The organism is Streptomyces aureus (assembly GCF_001418135.1).
Classification (GTDB): Bacteria; Actinomycetota; Actinomycetes; order Streptomycetales; family Streptomycetaceae; genus Streptomyces; species Streptomyces aureus_A.
On the sequence record NZ_LIPQ01000179.1, the window covers coordinates 1 to 11,766 of the forward strand.

Annotated in this window: 12 protein-coding genes; 7 read left to right on the forward strand and 5 right to left on the reverse strand. The window is 72.3% G+C overall.

Features of this window, described 5'->3' with window-relative positions; all coding sequences use genetic code 11:
* Positions 1-411 precede the first annotated feature (411 nt).
* A complete protein-coding gene (locus tag AOK00_RS41425) occupies positions 412-1,560 on the forward strand; it encodes a phage baseplate protein (RefSeq protein ID WP_367870042.1) in 1,149 nt (382 codons plus the stop codon).
* Between the two features lie 92 nt (positions 1,561-1,652).
* Here the strand turns inward: AOK00_RS41425 and AOK00_RS16660 are convergent, their stop codons facing one another.
* The gene (locus AOK00_RS16660; RefSeq protein WP_055601094.1) at positions 1,653-2,159 is read right to left on the reverse strand and encodes a GNAT family N-acetyltransferase; all 507 of its coding nucleotides are present in this window, start codon (positions 2,157-2,159) and stop codon (positions 1,653-1,655) included.
* 33 nt (positions 2,160-2,192) lie between these two features.
* On the opposite strand from AOK00_RS16660, the gene thpR reads away from it, so the two are divergent.
* Positions 2,193-2,777 carry an RNA 2',3'-cyclic phosphodiesterase gene (gene thpR / locus AOK00_RS16665; protein WP_055601095.1) on the forward strand — a complete coding sequence of 195 codons (585 nt, stop codon included), beginning with the start codon at positions 2,193-2,195 and terminating at the stop codon, positions 2,775-2,777.
* A gap of 186 nt (positions 2,778-2,963) precedes the next feature.
* The gene (locus AOK00_RS16670) at positions 2,964-3,953 is read left to right on the forward strand and encodes an aldo/keto reductase (RefSeq protein WP_055601096.1); all 990 of its coding nucleotides are present in this window, start codon (positions 2,964-2,966) and stop codon (positions 3,951-3,953) included.
* A gap of 150 nt (positions 3,954-4,103) precedes the next feature.
* On the opposite strand, the gene AOK00_RS16675 is transcribed toward AOK00_RS16670, so the two are convergent.
* The gene (locus AOK00_RS16675) at positions 4,104-4,643 is read right to left on the reverse strand and encodes a MarR family winged helix-turn-helix transcriptional regulator (protein WP_055601097.1); all 540 of its coding nucleotides are present in this window, start codon (positions 4,641-4,643) and stop codon (positions 4,104-4,106) included.
* Between the two features lie 56 nt (positions 4,644-4,699).
* Here AOK00_RS16675 and AOK00_RS16680 point away from each other — a divergent pair, with 56 nt between their 5' ends.
* Positions 4,700-5,101 (forward strand): carboxymuconolactone decarboxylase family protein, encoded by a 402-nt coding sequence (locus tag AOK00_RS16680; RefSeq protein ID WP_437441421.1) that lies wholly within the window; start codon positions 4,700-4,702, stop codon positions 5,099-5,101.
* A gap of 10 nt (positions 5,102-5,111) precedes the next feature.
* Here the strand turns inward: AOK00_RS16680 and AOK00_RS16685 are convergent, their stop codons facing one another.
* The gene (locus AOK00_RS16685) at positions 5,112-5,792 is read right to left on the reverse strand and encodes a GDSL-type esterase/lipase family protein (RefSeq protein WP_055601099.1); all 681 of its coding nucleotides are present in this window, start codon (positions 5,790-5,792) and stop codon (positions 5,112-5,114) included.
* Between the two features lie 72 nt (positions 5,793-5,864).
* Positions 5,865-6,713: an alpha/beta fold hydrolase gene (locus AOK00_RS16690; RefSeq protein ID WP_055601103.1), complete on the reverse strand. Its 849-nt coding sequence runs from the start codon at positions 6,711-6,713 to the stop codon at positions 5,865-5,867.
* Positions 6,714-6,843: 130 nt separating this feature from the next.
* Here AOK00_RS16690 and AOK00_RS16695 point away from each other — a divergent pair, with 130 nt between their 5' ends.
* Together AOK00_RS16695 and AOK00_RS16700 are read left to right on the forward strand one after the other, a co-directional pair.
* Positions 6,844-7,839, forward strand: a complete 996-nt coding sequence (locus AOK00_RS16695) for a hypothetical protein (RefSeq protein ID WP_055601100.1) — start codon at positions 6,844-6,846, stop codon at positions 7,837-7,839.
* A 76-nt stretch (positions 7,840-7,915) separates the two neighbouring features.
* Positions 7,916-8,281 carry a hypothetical protein gene (locus tag AOK00_RS16700; protein ID WP_055601101.1) on the forward strand — a complete coding sequence of 122 codons (366 nt, stop codon included), beginning with the start codon at positions 7,916-7,918 and terminating at the stop codon, positions 8,279-8,281.
* 63 nt (positions 8,282-8,344) lie between these two features.
* Here the strand turns inward: AOK00_RS16700 and serC are convergent, their stop codons facing one another.
* On the reverse strand, positions 8,345-9,463 hold the full coding sequence (gene serC, locus AOK00_RS16705; protein ID WP_055601102.1) for a phosphoserine transaminase: 1,119 nt from the start codon (positions 9,461-9,463) through the stop codon (positions 8,345-8,347).
* A 51-nt stretch (positions 9,464-9,514) separates the two neighbouring features.
* Here serC and AOK00_RS16710 point away from each other — a divergent pair.
* Positions 9,515-11,766, forward strand: a 2,252-nt coding sequence (locus tag AOK00_RS16710; protein WP_055601104.1) for an FAD-binding and (Fe-S)-binding domain-containing protein, incomplete at its 3' end; no start/stop codon positions are given.

Consider the following 11,766-nt stretch of genomic DNA (forward strand, 5'->3'; position numbering starts at 1 on the left):
GGGCGGAGACCCCGCCCCGCGGCCCGCCGCCCCGGCCCTCCGCCCGGCTCTCCGGATTTCCCTTCTGCCCCCTCGCATCTGTGTGCGAAGATCGCGGCGCCGTGCAGGTGAAGATCTTGAAAGGGGGGCTTGCACGCCCATGAGCATGTGTTTCGCCCGTATTCCGGGCCGCGACTCGCCGGAACTCCCGGCGGCCGCTTTCCATACGTNNNNCTGACAGCGGCGGCCGCCGCTCCGGCCCTCGCCTCCGTCGGACCCGCCCAGGCAGCCGCGCCGAAGGCCACGCCCCTCGCCGGCACCTCGTCGGTCGCCGCCCCGGCGTGGCCCAGCCTGCCCCCGGGGTACAGGTTCGACCTGAAGGACGAGCCCGTCGACCTGTTCGGCAGGGAGCTCCCCCTCACGTACACCAGGGTGCACCAGCAGGTCGCCTTCGATTCGGTGACCGGCCTGGCCTACGCCGTGCAGGGCATCAGCGGCGGGGTCAAACTCTCCGAGGACGACACCGTCGTCCGCCGCGAGGACCACGACGCGCGGGGTGACCTGTGCGTCAACCAGGTCGCGCCCGACGGCACCGTGCTCGCCTCCATGCACCTGAGTGGCTTCGGCCACGGAGCCGGGTTCGGAGTCGAGAACGTCGACGGCACCGTGTGGCTGTGGCTGGAGACCCACGCGGACGTCGCCGCCGCCGGTGAGAACGCCCACGGCAAGTACATCGGCCGGCTCGCGTTCCAGCCCGGCACTCTCGTCGATGCCAGGAGCGGCCCCGTCGAGGTGTTCAAACCCGTCGGCGAAGGCTCCGCGGTCACCCCGTCCCTGGACCTCGACCACGGCCACATCGCGGTACGCCACGTGACGTCCGGCACCGTGGAGTACCGCGTCTACGAACTCGACGCCTTCAAGCGCCACGACTTCACCACCCTGGCGCGCTTCCCGGGCAAGCACAGCACCCAGTCCTGGTGCCTGTACGGAAACTTCGTCTACCAGAACGCGGGCACCGCCTACGACGAGGACAACCCGCCCCCGGGCAATTCCTGGTGGACCGTCTACGACGTCGTCCCGGGCGCGGTGATCGAGCGGATCTTCAACGACACCGCCGTCGATCTCGCGCACCGGGAGACCGAAGCCATCACCGTCCGCCGAACGTCCGACGGGCCGCAGCTCGTGTTCGGCTTCGCCACCCAAGGAGACCGACGCATGGCCCTCTACGGCCTCTCCAGCACCACCCCGTGGACCCCTCTGACGTACGACGAGAACGTCTACGGGGCTACCAACAGCTACAAGCCGCAGTACCGCCAGACGGGCGACCGCGTCGAGCTCCGCCTTCGGGTGACACGCAACACCAACACCCCGTGGACCAGCGGCGAGACGATCCTCACGCTCCCGTCGCACCTCCACCCCATCCGCACCCAGGGCATGGTGGGTACGGCGACCGGCGCAGGGGACATCACCGGTCCCCTCACCGTCCGCTGGGAGGTCACCCCCGACGGCTCCCTGCGCATCTACGACGAGCGCGGGTTCAAGGGCTGGATCGCGCTGGACGCCGGGTACTTCACCAGCTGACCGCGCCGGGCCGGCCGCGTGACCGGCCTGTCGCGTGACCGCCCGGTCAGGCGACGGGCCGGCCGCCCGAACGCCACGGGAGCGGCCGGTCCTCAGACCCGCCGCTCCAGTACCTGGCCCGCCCAGTCCCCGACCAGGAACGTGTCCGTCGGGGTGAAGCCCTGGCCCTCGTAGTACGCGACCAGCCGGCCCTCACTGCCCGCGAAGCAGTCCACCCGCAGCAGCGACACCCCCTGCCGCCGCGTCTCCTCCGCCGCGTGGGCGAGCAGCGCCGAGCCCACCCCGTGGCCGTGGAACCGGGCGTCGGTCGCGAGGAGCCGTACGTACACCTCGGGCTCGTCCGCCGGCTCGATGTACTGCCCGGGGAACGGGGTCAGCGTCATCGTCCCCGCCGGTACGCCGTCGATCTCGGCGATCCACGGATCACCCGCGGCCATCGTGTCCTCGACCTGCTTCACCGCCTTGGGGCGCCCGGAGAACGACTCCGTGCCCCACTGCGCGGTGATCCCCTTGCCGTTGAGCCACACCACGGCGCTGTCGAGGACGCCGAGTATCGCGGGGAGGTCCTCCGCCCCGCCCTTCCTGATGGAGATCTTCATGCCGCAGAGGCTAACCGCTGCCACACTCACCCCATGAGGCTCTTCGCCGCCGTCCTGCCGCCGCCCGAGCAGCTGGACGAACTCGGACACGTCGTCGACCGGCTCCACCGGCTGCCCGGGGCCGACCGGCTCCGCTGGACCTCGCGGCCCGGCTGGCACCTCACGCTCGCGTTCATGGGGGAGGTCGACGAGGAGCTGCTGCCCGACCTGCGCGTCCGGCTCGCCCGCGCCGCGCACCGCACACCGTCCTTCCCGCTGCGGCTCCACGGCGGCGGGCACTTCGGGCGGCGCGCCCTGTGGGCCGGGATCGCCGGGGACCTGGACGAGCTGCGGCTGCTCGCCGAGCGCGCCGACGCCGCCGCGCGCAGGGCCGGGGTCCCGATGGACGAGCACCGCCGCTACCAGGCGCATCTGACGGTCGCCCGCGCGCGGGGCGACGACGCGGACGTCCATCCCTTCCTCGACGAGCTCGGCACCTTCGAGGGCACCCGCTGGGAGGTGGGCGAGCTGGCCCTGGTGCGTTCGAACCTGCCGGTGAGCGGGGTGCGGGGCGAGCAGCCCCGGTACGAGAAGGTCGACGGCTGGCCCCTTGAGGGGCCGCCGGGGCGGCCGGGTTAACCTCGACGGGTGGACCCTAAGACCCGTAACCGCATCATGGCCGGCGTGCTCGTACTGATGTTCGCGATCATCGCGGTGGCTTCCGTGACCGGACAGTAGCCGTCCTTCGCCGTCGCCTCCCGGCGCCTGCCACCCCGTGGGAACCCCCTTGCTTCGAGCGCACTCGAAGCAGTTGGCTTGGCGCTCATGGAGTACACGCAGCTCGGACGCACCGGACTCAAGGTCAGCCGACTCGTCCTCGGGACGATGAACTTCGGACCCCAGACGGACGAAGCCACCAGCCACGCCATCATGGACACGGCGCTGGACGCGGGGCTCAACTTCTTCGACACCGCCAACGTGTACGGCTGGGGTGAGAACAAGGGCCGGACCGAGGAGATCCTCGGTTCCTGGTTCGCGAAGGGCGACGGCCGCCGCGACCGTACCGTTCTCGCCACCAAGGTGTACGGGAACATGGGCACCGACGGCGAGGCCTGGCCCAACCACGACAAGCTCTCGGCGGTGAACATCCGCCGTGCGGTCGAGGGCAGCCTCAAGCGCCTCGGCACGGACTACATCGACGTCTACCAGTTCCACCACATCGACCGCTCGACCCCCTTCGAGGAGATCTGGCAGGCGGTCGACGTCCTCATCCAGCAGGGCAAGATCCTCTACGCCGGCTCCTCCAACTTCCCCGGCTACAAGATCGCCCAGGCCAACGAGACCGCCGCCCGGCGCGGCTCGGTCGGCCTCGTCAGCGAACAGTGCCTCTACAACCTCTTCGAGCGGCGCGCGGAGATGGAGGTCATCCCGGCCGCGCAGGAGTACGGCCTCGGGGTCATCCCCTGGTCGCCGCTGCACGGCGGTCTGCTCGGCGGCGTCCTGAAGAAGGAGGCCGAGGGCAAGCGGCGTACCGAGGGCCGCGCGGCGGCCACCCTCGCCGACCCGGACTCCCGCGCCAAGCTCCAGGCCTACGAGGACCTGCTCGACAAGCACGGCCTCCAGCCGGGCGAGGCGGCCCTCGCGTGGCTGCTCACCCGGCCGGGCGTGACGGGCCCGATCGTCGGTCCGCGTACGCCCGAGCAGCTGGCGGGCGCGCTGCGTGCCCTGGAGCTTGAGCTGAGCGAGGAGGTCCTGGCGGGCCTCGACGAGATCTTCCCGGGCCCGGGCCCGTCGCCGGAGGCCTTCGCCTGGTAGCCGGGTGCCCGGACGTCGGGGTGGCGTGGCGTCCGGGGGCCTTCACCCGGGGGTCTCCACCCGGGGGTCGTCCGGGCCGTCTGATCGTCCTGGCCGTCGTGACTGTCCTGACTGTCCTGACCGGTCGGGCTGGTCGTGCCGGTCGGCCGGTCAGGGGGCGCCCAGCCAGCTGGTGGCGTCCAGGCGGAACGCCGTCTCCGCGGGGACGACGTTCCGCAGGGCCGCCTCCAGGTCCCGGACGCGGTCCGCGCCGAGGGTCGCCGCCCACTCCGCCCGCAGTTCGTCGAAGATCGCGGCGGAGCGGGCGAGGGCCTCGTACCCGCGTGGAGTGAGGTGGACGAGTTTGCGGCGGGCGTCGGCCGGGTCGTCGGCGCGCTCGGCGTAGCCGAGGGCGAGGAGTCGGTCGACGGTCTTCCCGGCGGCCTGTTTGGAGACGCCGAGGCGGCGTCCGATCTCGCTGGCGGTGGCGCCCCGCGCGCCGACGGCCTGCATGGCGAAGCCGTGGGCGGGGCGCAGGTCCGGGTGGCCCTCGGTGGCGAGGCGGGCGTGGAGGCGGTCGATGAGGGTGCGGAAGCCGCCGAAGAGGAGCAGGGGGAGTTCGTAGCCCCGGCCGCCGCCCTCGGGTCCGCTTTCCGCCTTGCCGATATCGACAACCTGGTTTACGTTTTCCTTCGCCACATGGTCAACCATGTTGTCGATTCTACCCGTTCCGCCCGCCCGAGCCTGGAGACGCCTTGTCCGTGGACATGTCCACCCGTACCGCCAACGCCGTCGCCCTCCTCAAGGAGTCGCCCGAGACCCTCGACGGCTTCCTGAAGCTCAGCCAGACCTTCGAGTCCACCACCCTCGACCCGCACTCCCGCGAGACGGTCGTCCTGACCGTCGCCGAACGCAATCAGTGCCACCTCTGCGTCGACATGCACGAGGCCAAGATGGCCGCCCTCGGTCCCGCGCCCGATGCCGAACGGCTCGCGGCCGTCCGCCTGTTCACCCTCCGGGTCCTCGCCTCCGCGGGTGCGGTCAGCGACGAGGAGATGGCCGCCTTCGAGGCCGCGGGATACACCCGCCGCAACGCCCTGGAGGTGGTCCTCGGCATCGGCGCGTACACGCTCTCGACCTTCGCGAACCGTCTCACCCGGGCCGCCTGAGCCCCGGCCGCTACCCGGCGTACGGGCCGCCCAGACCCCACGCCTGGTGCATCGCGTCGGCGAAGGCCGCCGCCAGTTTGTGCTCGCCGGAGGGGCCCGGGTGGGTGCCGTCATAGGTGTCCGCGTCGAGGTCGTACGACTCCGGGATCGCCGCCAGGAGGAGGGGCGAGGCCGCCGTGTCCAGGTCGGCGACCGCCTTCGCGAGCAGCTCGTTGAAGCGGGCGCACTCAAGGGCGAAGGGGGCGTCGTACCCGGCGCGCACGTTGGGGATGACCGGCAGGAGGACGGCCCGGACGCGCGGGTTCGCGGCGCGGGCCGCGGCGACGAACGCCCGGACGTTCTCCTCGGTCTGCTCGCTGTTGGTGTAGAAGCCGAGGTCGATCAGGCCGAGAGAGATCAGCAGCACGTCGGCTTCGGTCGCCACGACCGTGTCGCCGATCACGGGTGCCATGTGCAGCCACCCCTCGCCCCAGCCGGCCAGATGGCGCCGGGCGGGGGCGGGGAAGGCCGGGTCTGCGTACGTCTCCGAGCCCGGGGCGTCGGCGGCGGGGTCGTACAACGCGGTGCGGGGGCCGACGATCTCGTACCCGCCGGGCAGCGTCGACTCCAGGTGCCGCCACATGCGGTACCGCCAGGTCCAGTCGCCGGCGCGTCCGATGGTCATGCTGTCGCCGACGAACAGAAAACGCATGGTCATATCATCGCGGACGGCGTCCCGGACCTGCGACGTGATCCGGGACACGGGCCCACCGGGGCGAACCGCCTACCGCAGGAAGTCGCCGACCGTACCCGAGAACCGCTCCGCGTCGTCGTGCCACGGGAAGTGCCCCGCCCCCTCCAGGACGACGAAGGCCGCCTTCGGGAACAGCTCCGCGTACGCCGCCGCCGTCGGGACCGGGGTGTTGACGTCCCCCTCCCCGGCCACCACGAGCACAGGCCGCGCGAACTCCGCGAACACCGCGCGCGTCGCCTCCGGGTCGAAGGCCCCCTCACTCGCGAAGACACCCGCGCCCTCACGGTTCCGCTGCCCCTCCCCGGCGGCGTGCCGCTCCCGCGCCGCCTCGTCCCAGGTCCCGTGGAAGAACGGCGTCACGGCCTGGAAGCTCTCGCCGGTCCCGCGCCCCGCCGTGACCTCTTCGAGCGCCGCGTACGCCGGACCGAACCACGGCTCGTCCCGCCGCAGCCGCGCCGCCGCGAGCCGCTCCTCCGGCGCCGTGTCGAGCCCGACGGCCGCCGTGCCCGGAGTGACGAGCACGAGCCGGCCGACCCGCTCGGAGTACCGGGTCACGTACAGGGCGGCGAGGTTCGCGCCCGCCGAGTGCCCGAGGACGTCGACGGTGTCGAGCCCGAGGTGCGCGCGCAGCGCCTCCACGTCCTCGACGAGCCGGTCGCAGCGGTACGAGGAGGCGTCGTCCGGCACGGCCGACGCGCCCGTCCCCCGGAGGTCGAGCCGGATCAGCTGCCGGTGCGCGGTCAGTCCGCCGAGATCGCCGAGGTAGGCGGAGTCCTGGAGCGGACCGCCGGGGAGGCAGAGGAGCGGGGCGCCGGTGCCGGACACATGGAAGGCGAGTGTCGTGCCGTCGGGCGCGGAGAAGGTCTGCGGGGTGGGCATGAGCGCGACCCTGACAGCGGCCCAGGCGCTGGTCAAGCGGGTTTCGCCGCAGCGGGCGAGCAGGGCTTCCGGGCAACGGACGATCTTCGGCGCCCGGTGCCGGCGGCCGCGTCGTGGCAGGCTGGGGGACATGCGATCTGCTCTGTGCGCCCTCGGCGCTGCGGCGGCCCTGGTGCTGCTCCCGGCCGCTCCCGCCCTTGCCGAAGGGCAGGAGCCGGACCGGGACTTCACCATCGAGGACTCACGTGTCACCGAGTCCAGCGGCCTCGCCGCGAGCCGGGCCCACCCCGGGATCTACTGGACGCACAACGACCAGGACGCCCCCCTGATCTACGGCATCGACTCCCGCACGGGGCAGACGGTCGCGACCCTGACCATGCAGGGCGTCGGCACCCCCCGTGACATGGAGGCGATCGCGGTCGGCCCGGACGGCGACATCTACGTGGGCGACATCGGCGACAACCTCGACGGCTCCTGGGACCACGTCTGGGTCTACCGCTTCCCCGAGCCGAAGGTCCTCAAGGACCAGAAGGTGGCGGCGAAGCAGTACGTCGTGAAGTACGCCGACGGTGCGCGCAACGCCGAGGCGCTGATGGTCCATCCGAAGACCGGCCGGGTGTACATCGCCAGCAAGAACGAGGACGGCGGCGGCCTGTACGCGGGCCCCGAGCGGCTCTCCTCGTCCGGGACGAACGTCTTCCGGCGCGTCGACGAGGTCCCGTGGGTCACCGACGGCGCCTTCTCGCCGGACGGCGGCCGCCTGGTCCTGCGCGGCTACCTCATGGCCCGCGAGTACACGTGGAAGGACGGCCGGCTCGGCGACGAGGGCACGTCGATCGGAGCCCCGTTCCAGGGCCAGGCGGAATCGGTGACGTACACGACGGACGGCTCGGCGTTCATGCTCGGCTCCGAGGGGCAGAAGAGCCGGGTGGTGCGGCTGGAGCGGCAGGACGCCGGGCGCTCCCCGGACAAGCCGGGCGGCAGCCCGGACACCCCGGGCGCACCGCAGGCGCCGCAGTCGCCGGCGGCCGACGGCGAGAAGGGCAACGTCACGGTCGGCTTCCTGGTCCTCGCGGGCGCGTTCGTCGTCGTCTTCGGCGTCAAGCGACTGCTGCGGCGGGGCTGACCTGCGGTGTTCCTCCTCGCATCGACCCGGTGCGGCACGGGGTCGAGACTGGAAGGACAACGACCGTGGAGGAGCCATGACGGGATTCACTCGCGAGGACACCCCGGTCGCCATGGAAGGCGGCGGCCTGGACTTCCGTATGCAGGAGGCCGGCGGTGACATGACCGTCGCCTTCATCCACCTTCCCCAGGGCACGGACATGGCGCCGGCGCTCAAGGGGCTGGAGGGCGACCTGTGCCAGTGCCCCCACTGGGGCTATCTGTTCAAGGGCCGGATCAGGATGCGCACCGCCTCGGGCGACGAGATCTACGAGGCCGGGCAGGCCTACTACTGGGGGCCGGGCCACGCGCCCGAGGCCCTGGAGGACGTCGACGTCGTGGAGTTCTCGCCGACCGCCGAGTTCGCCGCCGTCATCGACCACGTGAAGGCACAGTCGGGCTGAACGGCGAAGGCCCGGCGCCGGACACTTTCTCTTCCGACGCCGGGCCTACTTCGGAGCAGGGCTCTACAGCTTCTCGATCACGTAGTCGATGCAGGCCGTCAGGGCGCGCACGTCCGCCGGGTCGATCGCCGGGAACATCGCGACCCGCAGCTGGTTGCGGCCCAGCTTGCGGTACGGCTCCGTGTCGACGATGCCGTTGGCGCGCAGCGCCTTCGCGATTGCTGCCGCGTCGATGTCGTCCGCGAAGTCGATCGTGCCGATGACCTGCGAGCGCTTCGCCGCGTCCGCGACGAACGGCGTCGCGTACTTGGACTCCTCGGCCCAGCCGTACAGCGCCTGCGAGGACTCCTTCGTCCGGGCCACGGCCCAGTCCAGACCGCCCTGGCCGTTGATCCACTTCAGCTGCTCGTTGAGCAGGAAGAGGGTCGAGAGCGCCGGGGTGTTGTACGTCTGGTTCTTCAGCGAGTTGTCGATCGCCGTCGTCAGCGAGAAGAACTCCGGGATGTGCCGGCCGGAGTCGTGGATCCTCTGCGCCCGCTCCAGGGCGGCCGGGGAGAAGGCCGCCAGCCACAGGCCGCCCTCGGCGGCGAAGGACTTCTGCGGGGCGAAGTAGTAGACGTCCGTCTCGGTGATGTCGACCGGGAGACCGCCCGCGCCGGAGGTCGCGTCGACCAGGACGAGCGCGCCCTCGTCGGCGCCGTCGACCCGCTTGATCGGGGCGGCGACACCGGTGGAGGTCTCGTTGTGCGTGTACGCGTAGACGTCCACGCCCGCCTCCGCCACCGGCTCCGGGTGGGTGCCCGGGTCGGAGGAGATCACGGTCGGCTCGGCCAGCCACGGGGCCAGCTTGGCGGCCTTCGCGAACTTGGAGGAGAACTCGCCGAAGGTGAGGTGCTGCGACTTGTGCTCGATCAGACCGTGGGTCGCGACGTCCCAGAAGGCGGTGGAGCCGCCGTTGCCCAGGATCACCTCGTAGCCCTCGGGGAGCGAGAAGAGGTCACGGATGCCGGTACGTACCTCGCCGACCAGGTTCTTGACCGGAGCCTGGCGGTGGGACGTGCCGAGGAGAGAGGTGCCGGTGGCGGCCAGGGCGTCCAGCGCCTCCGTACGCACCTTGGAGGGGCCCGCGCCGAAACGGCCGTCGGCGGGCTTGATGTCAGCGGGAATCTGGATATCAGCCACGAGGCGGAGAGTATCGGGTCGGGAAGGGGCCGGTCGCCGGATGTCCGCCCGATGAGACGAGTCCTGAGACATCCTGGGCTTGTGGGAACACACGAGGAACACACGTCCGGCCTGGCCGCCGACCTGCGCGCCGCCGTCGCCGGAGAGGTCGACTTCTCCGTCACCGCCAGGGCACTGACGACCATGGACGCCTCCAACTACCGCCGGATTCCGGCCGGTACGGTCGCCCCGCGCGACGCCGACGACGTCGCGGCCGTCCTGGAGGTGTGCCGGGCCCACGGCACCACCCCGGTCGTCGCGCGGGGCGCCGGGACCTCGATCGGCGGCCAGGCGACCGGCACCGGCGTCGTGCTCGACCTCACACGGCACATGGGCGGGATCGTCTCCCTGGACCCGGAGGCGCGGATGGCGGTGGTCCGGCCGGGGCTCGTCCTCGACCGGCTGCGGGAGGCGGCACGCCCGTACGGCCTGACCTTCGGCCCCGATCCGTCCACGCACAGCCGCTGCACCGTCGGCGGCATGATCGGCAACAACGCGTGCGGGGCGCACTCGGTCGCCTGGGGGACCACGGCGGACAACGTGCGCTCGCTGGAAGTGATGACGTACGGAGGCGTGGCGTTGACGCTGGGGCGGGGTGGGCAGGGCGCCCCCGCCGGACTCCTCGACCTCGTCGGCCGCCATCTCGCCCTCCTGCGGACCGGCTACCCGGCCGGTCTGCCGCGCCGGATCTCCGGGTACGCACTGGACGCGCTGCTCCCGGAGCGGGGCGTGGACGTGGCCCGCTCGTTCTGTGGCAGCGAGGGGACGCTGGGCGTGGTGACGGAGGCGACGGTGGCGCTCGTCCCGCTGCCGACCGCGCCGGTGCTGGTGGTGTTGGGGTACGCGGACGAGAGCGCGGCGGCGGAGGCGGCGGCGGGGCTCCTGCCGTCCGGACCGCTGACCGTGGAGGGGATGGCGGCGGATCTCGTACGGGGGGCTGCCGGGCTGCCTCGCGGTGGGGCGTGGCTGTTCTGCGAGGTCGACGGGGAGGGTGCCGCCCGGGCGCTGGTCCGGGCGGCCGACGCCATCGACTCCGCCGTGGTGAGGGACCCGGCAGGACAGCGGGCGCTGTGGCGGATCCGGGAGGACGCGGCGGGCACGGCGACACGGACCCCCGGGGGCACCTCCCGGACGGAGTCCGGGGGAGGCGGAGAGGCATGGCCGGGATGGGAGGACTGCGCGGTGCCGCCGGCGAGGCTCGGCGCGTACCTCCGCGAATTCCGGTCGCTCCTCGCCGACTTCGGCCTGCGGGGAGTGCCGTACGGGCACTTCGGTGACGGCTGTGTCCATGTCCGGATCGACTTCGACCTGTGGACGGAGAAGGGGGTACGGGACTTCCGCCGCTTCTCGGAGGCGGTGGCCGACCTCGTGGTCGCCCACGGCGGCTCGCTCTCCGGGGAGCACGGCGACGGGCAGGCGCGGGCCGAGCTGCTGCCGAGGATGTACGGGGAGGAGCTCGTCGCCCTGTTCGGCGCGGTCAAGGACGTGTGGGACCCGGACGGCGGCCTCAACCCGGGGATGCTGGTCCGCCCGCGCCCGCTCGACGAGGGCCTGCGGTTCGCGGGGCTGCCGCTGGTGGGCCTCGGCAGGGAGGCCGCCCGGTGCGTGGGGGTGGCCAAGTGCCGGGTGGATGGCCCGAGTTCCGGGCCGGGGGTGATGTGTCCCTCGTACCGGGCGACGGGGGAGGAGAAGCACTCGACGCGGGGGCGGGCGCGGCTGCTCCACGAGATGGCGCTCGGCGAGGTGATCACGGACGGCTGGCGCTCGGAGGAGGTCCGGGAGGCGCTTGACCTGTGTCTGTCGTGCAAGGGGTGCCGCAGCGACTGTCCGGTGGGCGTCGACATGGCCGCGTACAAGGCGGAGTTCCTCGACCGGCACTACGCGGGACCGCTCGGCTTCCTGCGCAGGCCGCGCTCGCACTGGACGATGGGCAGGCTGCCGCACTGGCTCCATCTGTTCGGCCGGGGGCTGAACGCCGGGATGAGGCTGCCGTTCGCGGCGCGCCTCGCGGGCGTGACGCCGGAGCGGACGATGCCGAGGGTGGCGGAGGGGACGTTCACGGCGTGGTTCGCCGAACGCGCCTCCTCCCGCCCGCCGACGGTGACGCTGTGGCCGGACACGTTCACGGACCACCTGGCACCGGAGGTGGGCAGGGCGGCGGTCCGGGTCCTTGAGGCGGCGGGGCTGGGGGTCGCGCTGCCGCAGGGAAGGGTGTGCTGCGGGCTGACGTATGTGTCGACGGGGCAGCTGGGGGCGGCGCGGAG